Here is a 21,170-nt window from a genome sequence, read left to right on the forward strand (position 1 = left end):
CCGCGCGATGTCGCGGTCGGAATCACCGCGTCGCATGCGCACAAGGATATGACGATACTCAAACAATTCGAACCTCCTGTTGGCCATAGGCGCTCCGCTCAAATGAACGGAGCGTACCGACTTGGAAAGTTCGAACTGCGCTTGTGCCCGCTACCGCTGGCTTCTACACGCCAGCCCGCTGGGTGGCTTCTTTACGCCGCCCATGAGGTGGCTCGATTACGCCGCCCCTGAACTGGCTTCATTGCGCCGCCCCTCAGGTGGCCCGATTACGCCGCCCCCAGATTGGCTCTATAACGCCGCCCGCTGACAACGGGACCACCGCCGGTGTTGAGAGTCACAGTTGCTCCGACTTTAAATTTCGGTTTCCAAGTAGCCATGGTCTTCCTGTTTAGTTATGGTAAAACTTAATCATAGCGGTTTACGCGAACTCAGTCGAAGCGGTGCTGGCTCACCTACCTCGAACGTCAAGTGCAAAGTCCGGCATTGAGTTGAAAGCAGCTCCATGACCGACGACGAGGTGATTGCCTACGACAAGCAGATCATTGCGTGGCGAGACGATTGCAGGGCGAACCCGAATGCTCATCCTTCAGTCGAGCGTCAGATATCGCAGCTAAAGATCATGCCGCCAACATCGGGCAACTAGATCCACCCGCACAAGCACCATGCAGCACCTCCGGGGCTGTATTTTTTTTGCCAACGTTCGCGTCTCGCCTTTGGCGGTTCGGATCAGATTAGAGATCAGTTTGTGTCGCCAGCACCACTGCGAGGTACACGATCTGGCGAAAGCACAAAACGTTTCTGTTCGTCGTGCTACCAATGAGCTTAGGCGAATGTACAAGTCGGACTACCGGCAAAAAAACAGACTCCCAGACGATATCTCATAAGCTCCGTCGAAATCGAGTTTGCCCAGACGCCACTCGCATTCCCAACTCGCCGATTTCTTCTGGTCTTCATCTGTGGAATTTTTACATGCACTCGTATCACATATGAGATGAGGAATTGATCAGCAAGGTGCCGTGGTCGTATCGGTAGCAGAGAAGATTCACTGTACTGGAAAGAATAGAGGGGAATACGGTACGCGCACTTACCGTTTCTCGAAATTCAAACGGTTCATGTAACCTCAACACGATCAATCACCCGTCTCCGAACATGGCCAGCCAACGGTGCTGGCCTTTTTATTTTTCTAACGAGAAAGGGTAGATCGATCATGGCAAGTTTTCATCACCGAATCAAGAGCGGCAAGAAAGGCTCCGCCACGGATCACGGCGCGTACATCGCCAGACAGGGTAAGCACCGCAAGAAAGAAGAAGATCTGGTAGCCACCGACTACGGCAACATGCCTGGCTGGGCACAAGGCGACGCAACACTGTTCTGGAAAGCGAGCGATAAGCACGAGCGCGCCAACGGTGCCGCTTACCGTGAGCACGAGATTGCGCTACCGGAAGAACTCACGCTTGAACAGCAGAAAGAACTTGTTCGGCAACTCGTTCCGGCACTGATCGGGAATAAGCCATTCCAATTCGCGATTCATGCGCCAGATGCGGCACTCGGCAGTGGGACAAACTCGCATGTCCACCTAATGTACTCGGATCGCGAAGACGACGGTATCGAACGCTCACCGGAGCAAACATTCCGACGCTATAACGCACAGCATCCTGAGCGCGGTGGACGCAGGAAGGACAGCGGGGGCAAGAACAGCATGGAACTTCGCGACCAGATGATCGCAACGCGCAAGAAATGCGCGGACATTCAAAATGCTGCGCTGGAGAAATATGGTCATGCCGCTCGTGTCGACCATCGAACATTAAAGGCACAAGGAATCGACCGGGCACCCGAGCACCATCTTGGTCAGGCGCGAATTCGCGGAATGTCGAAAGAAGAGCGGGAAAAGTACGACGCGCGCCGGCAACAGCTTGTCGGATCGTAGTCGCGACGAAGTGCCCGGCCAGATACAGGTCTCTCCGGCATTTTAAAATCGACACACCGCCTATCCAGAAATGCTTTTTCTGCTGTCCAGCCAGCAGAAAAAGCATATTCGGATGGTGCGCGCGTGCCGTTTTTTTACACATTGCGTAGTGCCCAGCTACACGGGCTGGCGACAGGACACCATGCCGCCTCGGAAGCCAGGCGAACGAATTACAAAAAAGGGAGAAGTCGAGGGGGCACCGTGGGAATTCGTCCTCAGCGCCATGATAGGGGATGCTCGCAACTAGCCGGCAGGCCGTTGCGAGTCGAGGGGGAGGGAAATTGAAACGAGCTGCGCGGCGAAGGCGGTGACCTCTGATATATCAACGCATCAGATCGATCGAGTTTGCCGCCAATTTATCTCGGCGATTTTCAGTTGGACATATTCGGTCTGCCTTCGAGTCGATGTTGGCGACAGCTTGTGATAAACAGAAATTTTGCCGTGCTGGACAAGCCACGCAACAGCTCGATCGAACAGATCTCGGTCCTTTCGCAGATTGAATTTCGTACAAAAATTCCGCAGCTCGTGCTTGGGGTACTCGAAATTCTGGTTCGCCAAAGTCGGGATTTCGGGCAGCTCACCGCCGTTGTTCGCTCTCAGTCTCTCCTTCAGTTTTTTTAGTACATGAGCCGCAACCTCTGCGATCTGAGCATCGGGATTGAAGATTGCGCGGAACTCGTTGAGGTACCACTCGGTAATTTCAATCGCCGACTCGACGATACGGTCCGGGATTTCCATGCCGCGTTGCTGCTGGCGCCCTGACTCCTCAGATTCAGCCAGGATGGCTGTCTCGAAGAACCAGAAAAGCGCAGCCAACCGCGCGACATGCTCGCCGTAGCGGCTGATGAATTCACGCTCATGCACATGCCTGGCGCCGTCAACAGTTTGCGCCTCTTTTTCGTTGACCACGCTATCCCACAACTGCTGGGCAGCAGGTGAGAAGTGCAGAATCGAGCGCTTCGACAAGCGCTGATCTATATCGACGCGACCATATTCCAGCAAATCGCGGACACGTTGGTTAAATAATTCGAGCCAAGTGGTCGAACGAGGTATCGAACGGTCGATGGTACGCTCTCCATACGACGGTTCGGCACGGGCGATCAACGTCCGAGGCAAGAAGCCGATGCCCTTTGCCAACTCTCCCTTTCGCGCAATAAAGCGATCGAAGATATCCGGTTGCACCATCAGCGAAAGTGTCAGGCGTGGATCGGTGACCGCAAAGCTTTCCCGTCTCGTGCGGCCTACCACGTCGATCCGCTGCCCGTCCCACAGCCTATCCAGACGCGCCATATCTGCACTGCTGCGACTTTCAAGCAGGTCGGCAGCCTCGTTTGCAAACCATCCTGCGGACGGCCAGTTCTCATGCAAACTGTGCTGGAGCTCGCGCATTGAGGCTTGCATATACAGTGTCTTGCGCAATTGTGGCGCTTTTTCGGGTGCCCGGCGGCGGATGTCCATCAACATCTGTTGGACCTCTTCAAGCGCAACTGCAGCCTCTTGCGCTTTGGCCGAAGCACCTGTATATGCCTTCCGCATCAAACTCGTGTAGGTGCGCTGAAGTGCTCGCTCCTCGTCCTGACTGAATTTACGCCCGCAATCGGAATGAAGTTTTTGCTGCTCGTGTTCAAGCACGGCATCTTCGTCGAGCTGCTGGATCGCTGCCGTAACTGCATGGTCGGCAGTCGATTTGCGGGCACCGCTGTCTGAAACCGCAAGCAGGAAGAGCGAACAGATCGACGGATCCCCGATGCCGCGGTCGACCATCACGAGGTCCTGGCAGGCCACCGAAACAGCAGACAGCGCAGACTGGGCAGCCAACGCTATTGGCACTTTATCGTTCGCGCAGATTTCGAGTACCGCGCCTCGAATCATCTCCGGCAAGGCTTGCCACGGAAAATCACCGGGCGGTTCGTAGTTAGGAAATACCGACTTACGACGGTCGTCGAGGACATCAATTACCACATTTGGATCAAGGTCTACGTTCACGCGACCTCCGTGTCAAGACGACCAAACCGCTCGGCGTACACTCGGTTGAGATGGCCCGCCCGCTGCTGACCGCAACCAAGAAACTTGCGAATCGCCTTTTGCGTCGGACTAAGGCGCCCCGTCGAGACGGCAGAGTGGATACGTACGATCTCGCGTTCGTCGTCGGACAACGATCCACCTGCATTGGTTGTGTCCATTGCGAGAAAACGCTCGATACCTGCGGCAGGCGCAATGTCCGTCGCGTTGCCCGCCGACCCCGCGACATCCGGTAAAGCGTCCACGCGACTGGCGTAATCCTCCTGACGACCGGACGCGCTCCCAACCACGAGCCAGCTCATGATGGCCGCCCCCTCCAGCACTACAGCCATCGCGACAGCAAACGACAGGGACAACACCGATTCGGTCGCGCCGAGCGACTTGGCGAGATGCGACACTACCGGATCGGAACGCATGCGGTCGCGAAGCGCGTTGCCACGTTCTAACTGTTCAGCGGCGAGATCCGCCGCGACTTCACGGCGCGTTGCCTCACTGGCCTCTACATTCAGTACCGCGAGTTTCGCCGACAATGACGCCTTCCTCGCCTTGAGCTGGACACACGAATCAAGACACGCCTCGGCATCTACACGAGCCAACGCCAAACGTACCTTCGACACGTCCTGCGCGATCTGGAGAGGGTTGCGCACACCCGGCATAGCTACTACCGTCTGCATAGGCTCGTTCGGTACAGCCAGGGCTCGCACATTACCCGCATGCTCTTGCGCCCGCAGGATGAACGCTACCTGGCCGTATGCGACCACGACCAACCCGACAAACCAAAGCACAATTGCCGCCATGCGAGCGGCCCAGCCCAAACGAGGCAACATGGTAGGGGCGAGATGCACAAAAAGAACGGCGACCATCGAGAGCGCGATGCTCACGGCCTGTTCCGCGTATGTGCCGCCGCGCTCGCCCCCCGAGAGCACCGCGATAAAAATCGACGCCGCGGTAGTGAACAGTGCAAACGCAAGGGCGGTCTTGTTAATGCGAAGACGTTCCATTAGGCAGCCTCCAGCGCCAAACGCACATCAGCTGCGGAAAAGTACCAGCGGCGGCCGAAGCGCCGAGGCTTCAGACCATGAAATGCCCCTTTTTGGGAGATTGCCTTGCGGATCGTCTGAGCCTCGCAACGCAGATACGTCGCAGTTTCCTCGACGGTCCAATTCGGCATGACCAAGAAAGCCGGCGGAGTCACTGCTTGACTGTCCGTGCAGTACGACAGCGATGAGCAGGGACGCAGTGTATTCAACGGCGCGTCAATGAGCGGCACTGCGCTCTCGACAGGAACGGCGAGATGATGATCAGGTTCTATCGCGGGCGGGTGATGCAGCATGTTGTTTTCTCCAAGTCGCGAGCGGTGGGCGGCTCGCTGAACGCCGGGCCATCCATGCCGATCCAGTGAGACCGACGTTGACGACTTGGAGCGGATTGAAAATAACGGCATTTGAAGCGGGCCTCAGCGGCCCGATTGCCGGGTTTATTATTTTTCTTTTAAATCAATATGTTACGCACAAACCCGAGCATAAAGCCTACCATCACTGCCGGTTTTCCCTGCCGGGTTTTCCTGCCGCATCCCCCGATTTCATAGGTCGGTAGACATCCTCAAGCCAGTCATTCCAATCTTTCCGCCATCGTCGAAGCAACTCGACTTTTTGAAATCTCTCATCTATCGCACGAAAGAAGTCGCGTGCAGATCCCGTGGAAGGTGCGCGCCGAGACTCCAGTACAGCAACCTTCGCGAACTCCAATGGGTCCCACAGTGATTCATTTCCTTTCCCTTTAGAACCCGCATGAAGGCGAATCTTTGGATCCGTAGCCCATTGCGGCGGGTCTTGTAGATACTTCAGCCAATTTCTGCCGGTCTTACGACTGCAGTCATCGTTATCGGCAAATGCGTCAGCCAGATTTCGTGTCGAGAGTGCGCAGTCGAGCCGCTTCCCTTGTGTGCCACGCAGCAGATTCCGAGATGCGACCGGGAAATCGCCGTTGGCCTGCGGCGTCGAATCAACTGAGGTGCCACCAGTTGACCTCCGGTCCGCCCGGACTTCGCCAATAAGATCGTCCAGCTTTGCCATCATCATTGCTGGAGCGCTTTCCTCTACGTACTGGACGACGTCAACGGGAACCATGCTCTGTGCCGACGATTGGCCGAGGACGTCGAGAAAAATATCAATCCATTCAAACTCGTGAAAGATCGCGTATTGCTCCCTGACCTGATCGTCCAAAAGCCACGCAATGAACTCCCCCGGCGCAACCACGCTTGGACGATGCCCCTCATCTTCGCAATGCTCCTCGAACGCAGCCAGAATTCTGCGCGCTTCGTGGAAACGCGCGTCCCCCAGGCGTCGAATCGCGCCACCATCCAGCCCTACGGCCCCTTGCTCGGGGAACTCAGTGCAGCCCTGCTCGGGACGCAATCCCGCCAGAAGCATCGCGCCCATCGATGGCGTCCATGCGCTCATATCGAGATAGGTACGTAGCTCGGCATGCACACTCGCACTGGAAGCAATTCGCTCCCGCATCATCTTTGCCTGTACCATGATGCCGCTCCTCCTATACACCGGCTCTCAAAGGTCCGAAGTTTTTGGTTTCTATAGTCCGGCTGCAAGCGAACGCTCAGGGTATGTCGGCATTTCCAGCCACCCACTTACCCGGCCCGGACAGGCGTGTAATTGCCTCGAACAGCAACCGAATGACATCATCTATATCTACTGACTGCTGCATTCCTTGACCTGCCAGGAACATGATCGTCGTGCGAATCGACGCAAAATTTTGCGCCAGCAGGATCAGATGTACGCCGCTCGGCCCACAAACTCCTGATAGCCAATTCTGAACGGTTCGTTCACTTGCGTGCGTCATGCGCGCAAGTGAACGAACCGCGTGCCGTGACGTTCCGATCTCCGCCGCAGGAACAGACATACGACAGATCTCATAGGCCAGCCGCCACTAAATCGCGCAACAGCGCTGCGCCAAGCTGAACTCGGTCTTGCATGTCGAGTCGGTATCCACTTGACTCGACTTTTGGGATCGTCAGGAGAAGATCAGGGCCAATCCCATGGTCCGTACAAACGCGCGAGAAAGCATCCGCTTGCGAAGGCGCCGTAGGGAGAGTGCGGAGTAGCAGCCCCTCTTCTACGCACTGGATTTCGATTCCACTCGCCGTGAGACGCATCCAGCGCGCCTCTGTCTCATAGCCCGTGAACCAGGGGCCGCCAGCCCAGTGTTGCGCGACCGCTCCTTCGACGGCCGTCTCCTCTACGCCACTTTGCTGCCGAATCGCAGAGAGATACGGGTCGCGGTAGTAGCTGCTCATCGCCGTCTTATCCAGCATGCATACGTTGTAGCCCAGCGCACCTGTCGCGCAGGCATAGATGCCCGAGCGACCTACGCGCATCTCTGGATAGCGCACGAAGTACCAGCGCCAGTCCAAACCGTTCACACCTCCCGAAATCTCCAGCCAGTCATCCGTAAAGGACTTGAGTGCCGACCGTACATCGCCTTTTCGTTCAGCAACAGCGTCGAGTAGGCGTTTCAGCGCGTCGCGTACGTTCACGAGGTGAGCGCGACTTGAACCAGCAAGGATTTCCTCCCGCCACTGAGACATGTTGGAGCCGGAACCGAGTTGCAGGAACCGATGGTTAATGCGCTGGGCGTAGTCCCCTGCGGCGAGCAACGCCCCGGTGAGAGCGGGCAGTATGCTTGAGTTAGCAAAAAGCTCGTGGAAGGCTTGTGCCCGGCGCTCAAACAACGACGCATCAAGCTCGAAGGCAGCCAGACAGCCGCGCAGAAGTGGATGATCTTCGAGATTGAAGAGATGGTGCTCCAGAGCGGGCGCTTTGCTCAACATCTCGGCCTTCAACCGTTCGTCTGCAAGCTGCGCCTGGTTGAAGCTGGTGATGCCGTCAAGCGCGCCTTCGACGATGATTCGGCGCACATCAGAAATCAGCGCTGGCATCTTTTCAGCACGAAGTTCGCTGTTGGATGCCTCAATCAGGTTTCGAAGCACGCGGAGCCTACGTGGAAACTCGGCGGTACCGTTCAACCTGTGTAGTAGCACTGCGTAAAGCAGAAGGGTACGTGGCAAGCTACGGCGCATTTGGCCCTGACAGCACTCGGCAAACAGGTTTACCGTGCTTCCATATATGCCAAACAGGACCACTTTACTGGTGTCAGCCGACTCGAGCGAAACTGTCGCCTGGGAGAATATCTCGGAGAAAGCGGCGGCTATGTCGATATTGCACCAGGTGTCGAAGCAGCGGATGACAAAGTCTAGGTGCGCCTCAGCCGTTGCATTGCCCGGGCCGAAGACGCGCTCTGCAAGCGTCTCCGTGTCGCCAAACGGAAGCCGTCCGTCGTGCCACTCACAGACCTCCGCGAGGAACTGGAAGTAACGGAGAAACTCGTCATCGACGATGTCGTCGGCTCCTCGGAATGGCCACAGCAGGTTAGCCCATACGCCGTCGACTTTTTGCGCAAACTCCTCGACGCGGTCCGGGGAGGAACGTTCTAAGATCTGCTCGAATCGCGCTTTGAAGTTCTCGAACGGCGTAAGAGGTTTGCCACGCGAATTCATCTTGATGTAAAGGTCCTCGCTCAGCCCCATCTGCTCGATCGGCAACAGGTGAAACGAGATCGGCGGCTCCTTGATGTCCACGAGCCGACCCCATGCAGCAGTACAGTCAACGTCAGCGAAGCGCTCGTGGATCGCCTCCAGCATCAGCAGCATCGCTTGGATCGTCGGATCGTGCCGCCACGTGTGCAGGAACCAGTGCTGGTCCTCAAACCACTCGCGCAACTTCACTTCAATTTGCGGCTTCGACTCCACGAGACAGGCGCAGAAACGACGCGCACTGGGACGGGTGGCATACGCGAATTGCTTCCATCCCTGCTCCTTGTCCAGTTGATCCGCCCGCCAAGCGAGGTACCAGTGCAGCAAGAACAGAGTGGTGAGACGCTGCTGACCGTCGAGAGGACGAAGCGTACCGTTCTCGACATCGCCGTAGACGAAGTCGAGGCTGATAGGCATCCCGGTCGTTAGCGCGTCGTACAAGACGTTGAGGAAGTTAGCGCGAATGCGAGCAACGGCTTCGCTGTCTCGCCCCTGCGCGTAATCTCTTTGAATGATCGGGATCTCAATGCGCTCTACCTCCGGTGCGTCCACCGCGCGTCGAGTGAACAGACCGTTATAAGACGTGACGTAGCTCTTCATGACTGCGGCATCTCCACCTTGAGGTAAGCGCCCACACCCCCGCTGGAGGAGAGAATCGCGTTCAAGTAGGATTCTCGGTCCTGCGTGCTCCAGAAGTGAAACTGCTGTGCATCCGCATCCGTGTAGTACTTTAAGAAGACTTGGCGCGTGCAGATCGGGATGTATGCCCCACGTCGATCGAGCTCGAGGATGCGTCGCCGCTTTACCTCGAAGACCGCGTTATTCAAGGCGCTGTTATGACCACTTGCAAGAAGCGCGAGGTTAGACACTGAATGAACCGAGTGCGCCATGACCGCATTCGGCGCGTCAGCGAGCGTGAATACTGCTGTTATCTCACGCGCCAGCGCTTGGAAAACCTGTCGGTCGATCTTATCGCCGACATCGTCGATCCGGTGGAGAAGTTCTTCCCGTCGAAGTTCGTCGAGTGACGGAAGATCTGCGAGCGCCTCGCGGTGAAGCCGGAGCCATTCCTTCCACTGCTCAGCCTTGGTTAGGTTTTCCGCCTGCTGCGCATGGATATGCTCTAGCGACCATGTTTGGCGGCGATGGATACGGAAGGAGTAGCGCTCGGTCGAGTCCTTCATTCGCCGTACCGTCTCGACGTTCATCAAGAGAAGCAGGCGCGAGCACTTGTGTGCATCGGACTCGTAGTTCAGTGCTGCGACCCCAGAAGGCGTAAGGTCGAGGCTATCGCAAATCCGCGCGTCGAGCAGAGTTCCGAATTCGCTTTTCGTCTTGCCGGACGCAAGCGCGACAAGGTCGCTAAACCGCTGCCCGACGGCCACGAGGTAGCCGATTTTGTGGTAGTGATCCCGGTTTTCGTACCACCCCAAAACGAGCGCGTGGAGTTGGACCACGTCGTTCCAGACCGCCTCCATTCCACTCTTCTCCACCTTGTCCCTCAGGACGTCGAAGGTATGGAACCGCGGACGTAGTCGACCGCGGGGTCCACCCGCAAGGGTGTCGAGTAGCAGCGTTATCCGCGTCGGGCTATCTGCAGCCGCCTCGTCTGCGACAAACGCCCAGACGTCGGGGTGATGGAGATCACGCTCGATGCTATCCCATTGCGCAGCGATCTCATGAATTCTGTCCGAGGTTCCAGCTCCTCCCCGACTTTGGGAAAGCAAGAGCGCCTTGAACAGTTCCGCGTCCGTAAGCGGAATTCTCCCAACGTTAAGGCGCGTGAAGAGTGTCGTCGAATCCAGCTCCTTCGGCGCCTCATACCAGATTACGCGCACACTTTTGCAAAGGTAACGAAAGACGTCGTCGGCAACTTCTTGCCGCTTGAGGGGCGTTGGGCCCTTTTGCTCGAACCACTTTTGGATGCAAGCGTGCGCTGCATGCAGATGAAAGAAATCGATGTTGCTGTTGGCAAGCGCGGGGTCCAGTTCTTGTAAGTAGTCCCGGGTCTGCGTCTTCGTGTCGTAGCTGATGGAGTACTGCGGGCCGACATTCTTGAGGCCCGCGCGCTGCATATATACGAAAATCAGGTACAACGTCGTCAGTCGCTGCTGGCCGTCGACCAGCTCCCAAACGGTTTCGTTGTCGCGTTTCACGACGACCGGCTGCAGGCTGTAGGGTTCTCCCTTGCTCTCCCAGATATCGTTAAGCAGGCGCTCCACCTCGAGCTTGCCCCAGCGATATCCCCGCTGGTATCTAGCCACACGGAATGAGCCCACGATGTCACCAATAAGCCGGAGCTCAAGAATTGCAGTATCTATGCTCATTTCTCCCCTTCGCTCCCCTTTACCGATTCGTGATTCTCAATGATCGGAAGCATACGGGCAATGGCAAAGCCATTCGAATTGGATGGCCACATGCTGACCCTTTCATGGGCCGAACTGTCTGGTCGACGGTAGGTTGCTGATGAAACCATCAGAATTTCGACTGTCAGGATCGACCGCGTTGCGCGCGTAGGTGGTTGCCGCCGCCGTAGCGCTTCGCAGCAGGTCATCGATACAGCGGCATGCCGCACCGGTATTTACTGATGAGAGTTCCGTGAGCCCGCGGGGAATGGTTCACGCCGGCATCGGCATAACGTTGATGCCAAGGCCGCGACAGGAAAGCAGCGGGACGTATACTCGCCGCGTGGCGAAGGACATGGAATAAGATTGACCAAATCCGGTTACACAGCGGTTACACGTCCCGCAGAAACACAAAAGGGTTACAGGCAAATCACCTGTAACCCTTTGAATTTCTTGGTGGAGCGGATGAGGATCGAACTCACGACCTTCGCATTGCGAACGCGACGCTCTCCCAGCTGAGCTACCGCCCCAACGAATCACCGATTCTACACACACAAAATCCGTTTTGCCAAGCGTCAAATTTAACCCCAAGCAAAACTACTTCGAAGGCGCTCCAGCGAGCACCCACGTCACAACCGAATGGATATCGGCGGCGCTCATCCCCGGGTGAGACGGCATAGGAATAGCGCCCCACACCCCAGCACCACCGTCCCGCACCTTCTTCTCCAGCTTGGCCTGGGCAGCAGCATCGCCCTTGTACTTCGCAGCGACATCCTTAAACGACGGCCCCACAAGCTTGCGATCCACCGCATGGCACCCCATGCAAGCATTCGCCTTAGCCACCTTCAACCCATCCGCCACAGCAGCAAAAGCGGGCGAAGCGAGACCAAGACCAACCGCAGCAACTACAACCCCACCAACCAAACGCCGCATCACAAAGCCCCCGTATTCCCCGGCTTCGTGGCCGAAGAATTCGTCACGGGCGCGGGCGCCTGGTGCTCAATAGGCTGCGAGGTCACGCCCGAATCAGGCACTGCCCCCACCGTCGGCGCATCGGCAGCAGGCGCCGCCGCCGGCGCACTGGCAGCAGCCGCCGTCGCCACCGCCGCCTGTTGCGCGTCGATGTACTGGTAGCACTTCACCACCTGCGCCACGCCCATCACCCCGGCCGTCGCGTTGGCGGCGATATTGCCTTCATCCGGCGTAACGAGGCCCATCAGATAGATCGTGCCACGCTCGCTCACCACCTTGAAGTTGTTCGCGGAGATGCCCTTATAGGCAATCAGTTCCGCCTTCACGCGTCCTTCGAGGTACGAGTCGTTCGCGCGGTCGGAGAACGAGCTGGCCGGCTGCACCGCCAGCTCGTTGACGATCGATGCAACGTTCGTCACGGCTCGCACGATGCTCTCGGCCTTCTGCTTCGAGGCGTCGTCGGGCACTTCGCCCGTGATCAGCACGCGCTGGTTGAACACCGCCACGTTCACGTGCGCCGTATCGGGCAGTTGCTTGCCGAGATCGGCGAGCGCCTTTACCTGGATCTCGCGGTCCTCGGTTTGTGATCCCACCGTGCGGCGGTCGGTTGCCACCAGCGCCGTGCCCCCCGCCGCGCCCGCCAGCGCCAGGAAGCAGCCCTGCAGGCTTGCGCAGAGTGAGGCTGCGAAGCCGATCGTCAGCGTGGTCCGTGCCAGCGCGCGCGTCATGCCGTATCTGCTCATCAACTTCCCCTCTCTTCGTCTTACGGTGTCAGTCTTCGCCCAGCAGCATCGCGTCGATGCCGTCGCACAGGCAGTGAATAGTTAACAGATGCACTTCCTGAATGCGCGCCGTCCGGTCGCTCGGCACGCACAGCTGAATGTCGGTATCGGCGAGCACGCTGTTCACGTCGCCGCCGCCCTTGCCGGTCAGCGCAATCACGACCATTTCGCGTTCGTGCGCTTCCTGTATGGCGGCCAGCACGTTCACGGAGTTGCCCGAGGTCGTGATGGCGAGCAGCACGTCGCCGGGCTGGCCGAGCGCGCGCACCTGCTTCGCGAATACCTGCTCGTACGCGTAATCGTTGGCAACGGCGGTGAGCACCGAGGCGTCGGTGGTCAGCGCGAGCGCGGGCAGGCCCGGGCGTTCGCGCTCGAACCGGCCGATCAGTTCGGCGGCGAGTTGCTGGGCGGTGGCGGCGGATCCGCCATTGCCACACGCGAGAATCTTGTTGCTGTTCGCGAGCGCGGCGAACATCGTATCGACCGCGGCGGCAATCGGGACCGCCAGGGTTTCCATGGCCGCGAGCGTAGTGGCTGCGCTATCGCGGAAGTGCTGTTGAATGCGTTCGACGGACATCGAGTCTCTAATCTGTACTGCAGGTATCGCAAAATTTCCGCGTGGCGCGGCGTGCCGCAAGTTTAGCGCACTCGAGGGCGTTCATTTTCACCCTTCTTTCCATTGCGTAAGTTTTAGCTCTCGTGCGCTTCCGGTTGAAACGCGTCGCGCAGCCACACGAGCCGGCCGCTCTCGAACGCGATCACGTCGAAGCGGCACGCGGGCGGCGTTCGCGCTTGCGTGGCCGCTTTCCCGTTCGCATCGGCGGCGCGCCATGTCGCGAGAAAGTAGCGCGCCGCGCGCAGCACGCGCTGCTGTTTGCGCCACCCCACGCTCGCCGCCGCGCCGCCGAACTCCGGCCGCGCGCGGGCGCGCACTTCCACGAAAACCAGCGTGCCGTCGCGCTCGCGCATCACGAGATCGAGTTCGCCGCCGCGGCAATTCACGTTGCGCGCGACCAGCTCGAGGCGCTCGCGCCGCAAAAACGCCAGCGCGTGCGCTTCGAAACGCGCGCCTGTCGCGCGGCGTTGGGCATTCGACTGCGCTCGCGCGCAAAAGTTGTCGACGCGTGCACTTTCGTTCGCGCCGCGTCCCTCGGGTGCGCCCGCGCCCGCGTGGCACAATGTCGGCCTCTTTTCCTGCATTCGCGCGTTGCGTGCCATGACGTCCCTCTCGTCCCCCTTCGAACTCGCACAGGCCCAGCAGTATCCGGCCGCCACGCTGTACGTCGTGGCCACGCCCATCGGCAACGTCGCCGACATCACTTTGCGCGCGCTGCACGTGCTCGGCCTCGTCGATCGCATCGCCGCCGAAGACACGCGCAACACCGGCCAGCTCCTCGCGCGCTACGGCATTTCGAAGCCGCTCGTCGCCGTGCACGAGCACAACGAGCGCGAGGCGGCGCAACGCGTGATCGAATTTCTGCGCGCGGGCGAGCGCGTGGCCTGCGTGTCCGACGCAGGCACGCCCGGCATTTCCGATCCGGGCGCCAAGCTCGTGGACGCCGTGCGCGCCGCCGGCCTGAACGTCGTGCCGCTGCCTGGCGCGAGCGCACTCGCAACTGCGCTTTCCGCTGCCGGCGACTGGGTCTCGACCTTCACGTTCCTCGGTTTTCTGCCGCCCAAGCCCAAGCAGCGCGCAGCCGCCTTGCAGCCGCTGGCCGCGCATACGCACGCGATGGTGTTTTACGAAGCCCCGCATCGCATCGTCGAAACCGTGCAGTCGCTCGCCGATGCGTTCGGTCCCGCGCGCCGCATCCTCATCGCCCGCGAATTGACGAAGCTACACGAGTCGCTCTGGAGCGGCACCCTGGCCGAAGCGCCAACGTGGCTCGCTGGGGATGCGAACCGTCAGCGCGGCGAGTTCGTGCTGGTGGTGGAAGGCGCGAGCGAGCAGGCGGAAGGCGAAGCCGATCACGACGCGCTTTTGCGCGTGCTGCTTCAGGAAGTGCCGGTGAAGGGCGCGGCGAAGATCGCGGCGGCGCTCACGGGTGCGTCGCGCAATGCGCTCTACGCGCGGGCGCTGGAATTGAAGGGTGAAGGCGAGGAAGAAGCGGACGACTGAACCGCCAGCCGAAGCTGCCAAAAGCACGAGCCGGAAAAACCGAAGGGCCGCCTGAGTCAATCAGGCGGCCCTTCGCGTATGTATCCAGCGGTACCAGGCGGTTCAGCTTCGGGCGCGTCGCGGCGCACCCAGCGCCACGCCCAAACGAACGCGCTTAGTGATCGATGTTCGAGTTCGCGGCAAGCATATCCGCTTGCGCTGCCTTCGCTTCCTGGCGCGTGAGGCCTTCGATGTCCACCTTCGCCGTACCCGCGTGCTGCACGCCAAGGAGCTTGGCGGCGGCATACGAGAGGTCGAGTACACGGCCACGTGCGTACGGGCCACGGTCGTTGATCTTCACCACCACCCACTTCGACGTGCCGGGCACGCTCACCCGCACATACGAGCCGAGCGGCAGCGTGCGGTGCGCAGCCGTGAGCGCCTTCATGTTGAAGCGCTCGCCGCTTGCGGTGCGGCGGCCGTGGAACGCGCGGCCGTACCACGAGGCGCGGCCGGTCTGGTGGAACGAGTGGACGTCCGGGCTGTTCTCGTCGATCGCCTCGGCGTTCGCGAGCGAGTTGTCCTTGGCGGTGCCCGATGCGGGCAGCGCAGCGAGCGCGGAGCCGTAGCCCTGCGGCGCGGTGAAAGCGGCATCCTTCGTACGAAGGGCGTCGCTGGATGCCTGGTCCTGCTGGGCAGGCGGCATGGCACAACCGGCCAGAATGGACACGGCCGCGAGACTCCCGAGTCGTCGTCGAGTCAGTCTAAGGTTCATAACATTGCCATCACGTTCTCGAAGCCTGTCCCGCGCCATATGTGCGCGTTGTCGGAAAAGCTTCGGCGGTCGCGGGCAAAGCTTCGCCATCGCTCGCCTGGAATGAAAAAGGCGAACGCGTGCCAATGCCCGGATGCAGCCCTAATAAGCCGCTAACCGCTAGTTATCTTTCACGTCTGGCGCAACCTGTCCCCGGCAGCCTGACCAGACCCCACATGCCGCCATCGAACGATGAAGCTCGTTCAGGCGCGCCGGAAACTCTCGGCGCACAGGAACGGCGGCGTAGGCCCCACCCAGCGTCACGGCATGTAGGCCGTTGCAGGCGCGTGGCACCTGGCTGGGCAAGACGTGCGGCGTCGAACGGATCGACACCTGATTTGCTATCTTGTAAGGCAGCCTGTTTCGGCCCGCCTAGAACGACAGCACTGCTTGACGGCGATGTATGCGACCTCTTTTTTTACGAAGGTCACACCGCCCTTTGAAAGCACGAATTCCGTGCGTGATGGGTCGCATTATACCCAAAAGTTATTCCTGTCACGCCTGTGCCTCACAAATCTCCATGATTTCTCACTATTGATGTAACAAAGCCGTTCGCCTTGCGCCGCCGCATCCCTTGTCAGACAAGGGATTGAGGCCGTCGCGAGCGGCGTCGGCGGCGCTTCCTGCACCCCGGTACAATCGATCCTTTGGCTGGGGCCGTCGGCACGCACCGGCGCTTTCGAAGCGTTGCCGCGCCCGCCCCGCGAGACCCGAACCCCACGAACCCCGCATGAAAGTCACGCTGATTCCCGTCACGCCGTTCCAGCAAAACTGCTCGCTGCTCGTCGACGAAACGACGAACCGCGCCGCCGTCGTCGATCCGGGCGGCGACCTCGAACGCATCGAGGCTGAAATCGAGCGTCAGGGCGTGCAGCTGGAAAAGGTGCTGCTCACCCATGGCCACCTCGACCACTGCGCCGGCGCGAAGGCGCTCGCCACGAAGTGCGGCGTGCCGATCGAAGGGCCGCAGGAGGACGAGCGCTTCTGGATCGACCAGTTGCCGCAGCAGAGCGTGCGCTTCGGCTTCGGCCACGCCGAGGCGTTCGAGCCCACGCGCTGGCTTCAAGACGGCGACACGGTGCGCTTCGGCGGCGAGGAACTCGAGGTCTATCACTGCCCCGGGCACACGCCGGGTCACGTGATCTTCTTCAGCCGCAAGCACCGGGTCGCGACGGTCGGCGACGTGCTGTTCGCGGGATCGATCGGCCGCACGGACTTTCCGCGCGGCAATCATGCGGACCTGATCCGTTCGATCCGCGAAAAGCTCTGGCCGCTGGGCGACGACGTCACGTTCGTGCCGGGCCATGGCCCGGTTTCGACCTTCGGCGAGGAGCGCCGCTCCAACCCTTACGTAGCAGATGGCGTACCTGGATGAGAGTGAAAAGTACGATGAATCAAGCCGCTATTGAGGAGATTTACGTCAGCACCGACGTCGAGGCCGATGGTCCCATTCCGGGCCCGCATTCGATGCTGAGTTTCGCTTCGGCCGCGTACACCGCCGACAAGCGTTTGATCGCCACGTTCTCGGCCAATCTCGAGATGCTCGAAGGCGCGGCGCCGCATCCGGTGCAGGCCGCCTGGTGGGAGACGCAGCCCGAGGCCTGGGCCGCGTGCCGCAAGGATCTGCAGGACCCGGCGGCGGCGCTCGTCGCCTATGTCGAATGGGTGGAGGCACTGCCCGGCAAGCCCGTGTTCGTGGCGATGCCGGCGGGCTTCGATTTCACCTTCATGTTCTGGTACATGATGCGATTCGCCGGGCGTTGTCCGTTCTCGTGGTCGGCGCTCGACATCAAGACGCTCGCCTTCGCGATGACGGGCCTGCCGTACCGCAAGTGCATCAAGCCGCGCTTTCCGAAGCACTGGTTCGACGATCATCCGCACACGCATGTCGCGCTCGACGACGCGATCGAGCAAGGCGCCCTCTTTTGCAACATGCTGGCCGACCTGCGCGCACAGCAAGCCGCGCTCGCAGCAGATGGGGACGACTCAGGGCAAAACGCCGCGAGCACTCCGGCAAATTAGGTAATCTCCCTCATCATCTGCGCTTCGCATTGCGTTCTGTTCTCCTGGCCTCTACCATTCAGGAATACAGCGACGCAATGGAGGCGCAGTTGACACTCGATACGTTCTCTCAGAAGATCCTGCGCCTGCTGCAGCTCGACGCGCGCCGTTCGGTGCAGGAAATTTCCGATCAGGTGGGGCTCTCCAGCACGCCGTGCTGGCGCCGTATCAAGGACATGGAACAGTCGGGCGTGATCCAGCGCTACACGGCGCTGCTCGATCGCGAAAAGCTTGGCCTGCACGTCTGCGCGCTCGCGCATATCCATCTCACGCGCCACACCGAAGGCGGTGTCGAAGCCTTCGAACGTGAGATCGCCACCTGCCCCGAAGTCACCGAGTGTTACAGCACCACGGGCGAATCGGACTACATCCTCAAGATCGTTGCGCCCGACATCAAGGCCTACGACGCCTTCCTGCACGAACGCATCTTCCGCATTCCCGCCGTGGCGCAGGTGCGTACGAGCGTCGTGCTGCGGGAAATCAAGTTCGATACGCAATTGCCGCTGTGAAGCGATAACGGCGCGGTGGCTTCACTGCCGCGCCGCGCGCGTGCCAACCGCGTGGTGAGATTCAATGCGCCTCGCGCGGTTTGACGGGCACGGCCAGCGCGCCATGTGCATCGACCGACTGCATGACGTCGAGCTTGCTCGCGCCGAGGCTCGCGCGCAGCGCTTCGAGGTCCATCGAGGCCGCGCGGCGCGCGTCGTCCGCCGCGGCCAGCACCACCTGAATCTCCAGCCCCGTGCTCAAGTAGTGCAGCGTGATGCCTTCGATGTGCACGTCATGCTCCGCCAGCGCGTTTCGCAAGCGCTTGGCGACATCGTCGCGCGCAGGCAGGTTGGCCACGGACCGCACGTGCATGTCGTCTTCGGGATCGACGTGAATCAGCGCGTCGAACACGCGAGCATCGGTGAGCAGGCGCGCGCGCGCCGTCTCCGCGATGTAGTGCCCTTCCGAAACCGAAATCAGCGGATCGACGAGGATGTGCGCATCCACGAGCGCGAGGTCTCCCGTCTTGCGTGTGCGCATCTCGTGCACGTCGAGCACGCCCGGCGTGCCCATCAGCAGCGCGCGCAGGTCCGCGGCGGTGGCTTCGTCGAGCGCGCGGTCCGAGAGGTCCTGCAGCGCGTCCCAGCCGAACACCCAGCCCATGCGCGCGACCATGAAGCCGACGATGGCCGCCGCGATCGGATCGAGCAGTCGCACGCCCGCGAGACTGCCCACAATGCCGATCGCCACGACGAGCGACGAAGCCGCGTCCGAGCGCGCATGCCACGCATTGGCGATCAGCATGGCCGAGCGCACGCGCTGCGCCTCGCGCAGCATGTAGCGAAAGAGACCTTCCTTGGAAACCAGCACGAGGAGCGCGACGACCAGCGCGCTCACGTGCAGCGCGGGAATATCGCCGAGATTCATGATGCGCGTGCCGGCGCGCACCAGCATGCCGACGCCCACCGCAATCAATAATGCGCCAAGGAATAACGACGCGACCGTCTCATAACGGCTGTGGCCATAGTTATGATCGGCGTCCGGCTTTGCGCCGCTATGCCGGTTGGCCAGCAGCACGACGAAGTCGGAAACGATATCGGCCAGCGAATGAACGCCATCGGCGATCAACGCCTGCGAATGCGCAAACACGCCAATGACGATTTGCAGCACCACCAGAACACTATTGACGGCAACGCTGACCCAGGTCGTGCGGCGCGCGACCTCGTGTTTATCTGATAACGGCGGGGCGGAGGAGGAAGTCATGCGCGGCGCGAGAGCAAATTAGGGAATAACCGCGATTGTAGCGACTGCATGCGACGATTTTATGGATAACCCTAAAAATCTCTTTTAAATCAGATGCCTACAATACCAAGAAGCATTCTCATTCATGTCAAGGATACGCTTCGATCCAATCGCGCGTGGCGCGAAAATCAAAAAGCCGCGCGTCCCCGGACTGCGCGGCTTCTTGTTTTCGAGAATCGGGAGATACCTCGCCCGACTCCGCTGCTGCTTTCACTCATGCACAGCGCGTTCAAACGCGCCGCTGACAAGTTGATTTACTTCTGGATCAGAAAACGATCGCGGTCTTGACCGGCGATCCAGCGCGGCGGCTTGCCACGGCCCGACCACGTGCTGCCGCTGTCGGGATCGCGGTATTTCGGCGCGACGCTCGCACGCGAACGGCTGGCTGCCTTCGCCGCTTTGGCGCTGGCGCGGCCGCCACCGAGTTCTGCCAGGGTAATGCCGTAGTCGGCCATTTTCTGCTTGATTTCATCGAGGACCTCGGCATATTCGCGAGCCTTCGCCTCTTCAATCTGCTTTTCCAGCTTCTCTCGCTGAGCGAGAAGTTCCTTGTAGGAAGACATAGGTGCCCTTGTGGTTTGATCTTAATGGCTACTGATCTCGCGCCAGTATGCCGATTGATAGATGCGTGCCTCGGAAATCGGTGGCGAGATTAACACAGATTTGAATGCCGGGTTGCGTGTAAGCAATAAAAATAATTAAAGCCAGATTTCCAATCCAGCGTCTTCCAGCAAGCGTCTAACTCATTGTCATTTCGTGCAAATCGGTATTTTTACTAAATCCCGCTTTCGCCAGATAAATCCACATCTCATAATTAGCAGCGGATGAAAATTAAATGCGTCGAAATACGTCAAACATTTCATCGCATGACAACTTTGAGCCAATCAACGGGGACAGAAACCGGTTGCTGCGAGGCAGCATGAGGCCACGCGCTATATAGAACGGCGGATAACGCCCGCATGGGCGGAATAAACCGTCATTGCGTATGGCGCTCTATGCAGTCCGCTAGCACCGCATGCAAGGATTGCAAATCAAGCTGTGGTGCATCGAAAACGAAGCGCGTACGAGCGCCGTCGATCACGAGATCGGCGCCGTAGCGATCCACGCCTGCGAGATCCAGGCCAGCGCGCCGCGCGGGGTGCGTTTCGAAGAAGCGGATCAGCGTGGCTTCGTCGGCAGGAGCGAGCGGCGTGAGCGTGTCGAGGTCGGCGCCGTCCATCCAGCCCATCGCGCCAAAGCCGCCGATATAGCGCAGCCGCTCGACGTGCATGACCCAGAAGGTGAAGTCGCCGAGTGCGAGATAGCGCTCGGCGTCCGGGTGATAGCGCACGTAGCGCCGCGCCAGCGCCTCGTTCGCTTCGTGGGCGGCTGAATCGACCGGCGCGACCGGTTCGAAGCGGCCGAGCAGGGTCGCGCGCGGGGCGTTCAGCACGTCGGCGTCGGGGGCGTGCGCGACGAGAAAGCCCGCGCGCGGGTCGTCGAGCAGATTGCGCGTGTGCTCGGCCAGGCGGCTCACCAGGATCACCGGACGATGCCGCGCGTCGACCGCGAACGGCAGCAGCGTGGGATACGGGAAACCGCGCGGCTCGCGCGAGTGCGTGGCGAGCGTGCCGGTGGGCGCCTGGTGCAGCAGATGCAGCGGGGCGTGAGCGGGAATCTTCAAGGGCGCGTCCTCGAATCGAACCATGGATTCTGCCGATATTAGAGCAG

The 21,170-nt window shown here is 60.1% G+C and carries 21 protein-coding genes and 1 tRNA gene; 6 read left to right on the plus strand and 16 right to left on the minus strand.

Annotation, left to right across the window (positions count from 1 at the left end; genetic code table 11):
- Nucleotides 1-502 precede the first annotated feature (502 nt).
- Nucleotides 503-643 (plus strand): hypothetical protein, encoded by a 141-nt coding sequence (locus AB4Y42_RS18455; protein ID WP_368694960.1) that lies wholly within the window; start codon nucleotides 503-505, stop codon nucleotides 641-643.
- Nucleotides 644-1,207: 564 nt separating this feature from the next.
- Nucleotides 1,208-1,927: a MobA/MobL family protein gene (locus AB4Y42_RS18460; protein WP_368694961.1), complete on the plus strand. Its 720-nt coding sequence runs from the start codon at nucleotides 1,208-1,210 to the stop codon at nucleotides 1,925-1,927.
- A 369-nt stretch (nucleotides 1,928-2,296) separates the two neighbouring features.
- Here the strand turns inward: AB4Y42_RS18460 and AB4Y42_RS18465 are convergent, their stop codons facing one another.
- From AB4Y42_RS18465 to AB4Y42_RS18520, 12 genes are all read right to left on the minus strand, one after another.
- Nucleotides 2,297-3,952: a DUF3987 domain-containing protein gene (locus tag AB4Y42_RS18465; RefSeq protein ID WP_368694962.1), complete on the minus strand. Its 1,656-nt coding sequence runs from the start codon at nucleotides 3,950-3,952 to the stop codon at nucleotides 2,297-2,299.
- Complete coding sequence (locus tag AB4Y42_RS18470; protein ID WP_368694963.1) at nucleotides 3,949-4,989, minus strand: hypothetical protein; 1,041 nt, start codon at nucleotides 4,987-4,989, stop codon at nucleotides 3,949-3,951. The genes AB4Y42_RS18465 and AB4Y42_RS18470 overlap by 4 nt, the downstream gene beginning before the upstream one ends.
- Entirely contained in the window at nucleotides 4,989-5,321 is a 333-nt protein-coding gene (locus tag AB4Y42_RS18475; RefSeq protein WP_368694964.1) for a helix-turn-helix domain-containing protein, read from the minus strand. The genes AB4Y42_RS18470 and AB4Y42_RS18475 overlap by 1 nt, the downstream gene beginning before the upstream one ends.
- Nucleotides 5,322-5,523: 202 nt before the next feature.
- A complete protein-coding gene (locus AB4Y42_RS18480) occupies nucleotides 5,524-6,528 on the minus strand; it encodes a hypothetical protein (RefSeq protein WP_368694965.1) in 1,005 nt (334 codons plus the stop codon).
- Nucleotides 6,529-6,604: 76 nt separating this feature from the next.
- The gene (locus tag AB4Y42_RS18485) at nucleotides 6,605-6,907 is read right to left on the minus strand and encodes a hypothetical protein (RefSeq protein ID WP_368694966.1); all 303 of its coding nucleotides are present in this window, start codon (nucleotides 6,905-6,907) and stop codon (nucleotides 6,605-6,607) included.
- A gap of 10 nt (nucleotides 6,908-6,917) precedes the next feature.
- Complete coding sequence (locus AB4Y42_RS18490) at nucleotides 6,918-9,197, minus strand: DUF262 domain-containing protein (RefSeq protein WP_368694967.1); 2,280 nt, start codon at nucleotides 9,195-9,197, stop codon at nucleotides 6,918-6,920.
- Nucleotides 9,194-10,924, minus strand: coding sequence for a DUF262 domain-containing protein (locus AB4Y42_RS18495; protein ID WP_368694968.1), 1,731 nt, complete (start codon nucleotides 10,922-10,924; stop codon nucleotides 9,194-9,196). The genes AB4Y42_RS18490 and AB4Y42_RS18495 overlap by 4 nt, the downstream gene beginning before the upstream one ends.
- A 472-nt stretch (nucleotides 10,925-11,396) precedes the next feature.
- A tRNA-Ala gene (locus AB4Y42_RS18500) sits at nucleotides 11,397-11,472 on the minus strand.
- A 67-nt stretch (nucleotides 11,473-11,539) separates the two neighbouring features.
- A complete protein-coding gene (locus AB4Y42_RS18505) occupies nucleotides 11,540-11,875 on the minus strand; it encodes a c-type cytochrome (protein ID WP_368694969.1) in 336 nt (111 codons plus the stop codon).
- A complete protein-coding gene (locus tag AB4Y42_RS18510; RefSeq protein WP_324159678.1) occupies nucleotides 11,875-12,657 on the minus strand; it encodes a BON domain-containing protein in 783 nt (260 codons plus the stop codon). Before AB4Y42_RS18510 ends, AB4Y42_RS18505 begins: the two co-directional genes overlap by 1 nt.
- A 28-nt stretch (nucleotides 12,658-12,685) precedes the next feature.
- Nucleotides 12,686-13,273: a phosphoheptose isomerase gene (locus AB4Y42_RS18515; protein WP_368694970.1), complete on the minus strand. Its 588-nt coding sequence runs from the start codon at nucleotides 13,271-13,273 to the stop codon at nucleotides 12,686-12,688.
- Nucleotides 13,274-13,386: 113 nt separating this feature from the next.
- Nucleotides 13,387-13,914 carry a YraN family protein gene (locus AB4Y42_RS18520; protein ID WP_368694971.1) on the minus strand — a complete coding sequence of 176 codons (528 nt, stop codon included), beginning with the start codon at nucleotides 13,912-13,914 and terminating at the stop codon, nucleotides 13,387-13,389.
- On the opposite strand from AB4Y42_RS18520, the gene rsmI reads away from it, so the two are divergent.
- A complete protein-coding gene (gene rsmI, locus AB4Y42_RS18525) occupies nucleotides 13,913-14,815 on the plus strand; it encodes a 16S rRNA (cytidine(1402)-2'-O)-methyltransferase (protein WP_368694972.1) in 903 nt (300 codons plus the stop codon). The genes AB4Y42_RS18520 and rsmI overlap by 2 nt on opposite strands.
- Before the next feature lie 154 nt (nucleotides 14,816-14,969).
- Here the strand turns inward: rsmI and AB4Y42_RS18530 are convergent, their stop codons facing one another.
- Entirely contained in the window at nucleotides 14,970-15,569 is a 600-nt protein-coding gene (locus tag AB4Y42_RS18530) for a septal ring lytic transglycosylase RlpA family protein (protein ID WP_342924392.1), read from the minus strand.
- Between the two features lie 769 nt (nucleotides 15,570-16,338).
- Here AB4Y42_RS18530 and AB4Y42_RS18535 point away from each other — a divergent pair.
- From AB4Y42_RS18535 to AB4Y42_RS18545, 3 genes are all read left to right on the plus strand, one after another.
- Complete coding sequence (locus tag AB4Y42_RS18535; protein ID WP_368694973.1) at nucleotides 16,339-16,983, plus strand: MBL fold metallo-hydrolase; 645 nt, start codon at nucleotides 16,339-16,341, stop codon at nucleotides 16,981-16,983.
- Between the two features lie 14 nt (nucleotides 16,984-16,997).
- Nucleotides 16,998-17,630, plus strand: coding sequence for an exonuclease (locus tag AB4Y42_RS18540; RefSeq protein ID WP_028203150.1), 633 nt, complete (start codon nucleotides 16,998-17,000; stop codon nucleotides 17,628-17,630).
- Nucleotides 17,631-17,707: 77 nt separating this feature from the next.
- Complete coding sequence (locus AB4Y42_RS18545; RefSeq protein ID WP_174479506.1) at nucleotides 17,708-18,178, plus strand: Lrp/AsnC family transcriptional regulator; 471 nt, start codon at nucleotides 17,708-17,710, stop codon at nucleotides 18,176-18,178.
- A gap of 61 nt (nucleotides 18,179-18,239) precedes the next feature.
- Here AB4Y42_RS18545 and AB4Y42_RS18550 read toward each other — a convergent pair whose 3' ends face one another.
- From AB4Y42_RS18550 to AB4Y42_RS18560, 3 genes are all read right to left on the minus strand, one after another.
- Nucleotides 18,240-19,421 (minus strand): cation diffusion facilitator family transporter, encoded by a 1,182-nt coding sequence (locus AB4Y42_RS18550; RefSeq protein ID WP_368694974.1) that lies wholly within the window; start codon nucleotides 19,419-19,421, stop codon nucleotides 18,240-18,242.
- Between the two features lie 293 nt (nucleotides 19,422-19,714).
- Nucleotides 19,715-20,023 (minus strand): H-NS family nucleoid-associated regulatory protein, encoded by a 309-nt coding sequence (locus tag AB4Y42_RS18555; RefSeq protein WP_069265202.1) that lies wholly within the window; start codon nucleotides 20,021-20,023, stop codon nucleotides 19,715-19,717.
- Nucleotides 20,024-20,436: 413 nt separating this feature from the next.
- Entirely contained in the window at nucleotides 20,437-21,123 is a 687-nt protein-coding gene (locus AB4Y42_RS18560) for a HugZ family protein (protein WP_368689403.1), read from the minus strand.
- Nucleotides 21,124-21,170: the final 47 nt, after the last annotated feature.

The sequence above is a fragment of the Paraburkholderia sp. EG286B genome (assembly GCF_040965655.1).
GTDB lineage: Bacteria > Pseudomonadota > Gammaproteobacteria > Burkholderiales > Burkholderiaceae > Paraburkholderia.

Bases quoted from the DNA above. Each gene is read 5' to 3' on its own strand.
- AB4Y42_RS18455 (WP_368694960.1), top strand. From the start codon at position 503: ATGACCGACGACGAGGTGATTGCCTACGACAAGCAGATCATTGCGTGG.
- AB4Y42_RS18460 (WP_368694961.1), top strand. From the start codon at position 1,208: ATGGCAAGTTTTCATCACCGAATCAAGAGCGGCAAGAAAGGCTCCGCC.
- AB4Y42_RS18470 (WP_368694963.1), bottom strand. From the start codon at position 4,989: ATGGAACGTCTTCGCATTAACAAGACCGCCCTTGCGTTTGCACTGTTC.
- AB4Y42_RS18475 (WP_368694964.1), bottom strand. From the start codon at position 5,321: ATGCTGCATCACCCGCCCGCGATAGAACCTGATCATCATCTCGCCGTT.
- AB4Y42_RS18480 (WP_368694965.1), bottom strand. From the start codon at position 6,528: ATGGTACAGGCAAAGATGATGCGGGAGCGAATTGCTTCCAGTGCGAGT.
- AB4Y42_RS18485 (WP_368694966.1), bottom strand. From the start codon at position 6,907: ATGTCTGTTCCTGCGGCGGAGATCGGAACGTCACGGCACGCGGTTCGT.
- AB4Y42_RS18490 (WP_368694967.1), bottom strand. From the start codon at position 9,197: ATGAAGAGCTACGTCACGTCTTATAACGGTCTGTTCACTCGACGCGCG.
- AB4Y42_RS18495 (WP_368694968.1), bottom strand. From the start codon at position 10,924: ATGAGCATAGATACTGCAATTCTTGAGCTCCGGCTTATTGGTGACATC.
- AB4Y42_RS18505 (WP_368694969.1), bottom strand. From the start codon at position 11,875: ATGCGGCGTTTGGTTGGTGGGGTTGTAGTTGCTGCGGTTGGTCTTGGT.
- AB4Y42_RS18510 (WP_324159678.1), bottom strand. From the start codon at position 12,657: ATGAGCAGATACGGCATGACGCGCGCGCTGGCACGGACCACGCTGACG.
- AB4Y42_RS18515 (WP_368694970.1), bottom strand. From the start codon at position 13,273: ATGTCCGTCGAACGCATTCAACAGCACTTCCGCGATAGCGCAGCCACT.
- rsmI (WP_368694972.1), top strand. From the start codon at position 13,913: ATGACGTCCCTCTCGTCCCCCTTCGAACTCGCACAGGCCCAGCAGTAT.
- AB4Y42_RS18520 (WP_368694971.1), bottom strand. From the start codon at position 13,914: ATGGCACGCAACGCGCGAATGCAGGAAAAGAGGCCGACATTGTGCCAC.
- AB4Y42_RS18530 (WP_342924392.1), bottom strand. From the start codon at position 15,569: ATGAACCTTAGACTGACTCGACGACGACTCGGGAGTCTCGCGGCCGTG.
- AB4Y42_RS18535 (WP_368694973.1), top strand. From the start codon at position 16,339: ATGAAAGTCACGCTGATTCCCGTCACGCCGTTCCAGCAAAACTGCTCG.
- AB4Y42_RS18540 (WP_028203150.1), top strand. From the start codon at position 16,998: ATGAATCAAGCCGCTATTGAGGAGATTTACGTCAGCACCGACGTCGAG.
- AB4Y42_RS18545 (WP_174479506.1), top strand. From the start codon at position 17,708: ATGGAGGCGCAGTTGACACTCGATACGTTCTCTCAGAAGATCCTGCGC.
- AB4Y42_RS18550 (WP_368694974.1), bottom strand. From the start codon at position 19,421: ATGACTTCCTCCTCCGCCCCGCCGTTATCAGATAAACACGAGGTCGCG.
- AB4Y42_RS18555 (WP_069265202.1), bottom strand. From the start codon at position 20,023: ATGTCTTCCTACAAGGAACTTCTCGCTCAGCGAGAGAAGCTGGAAAAG.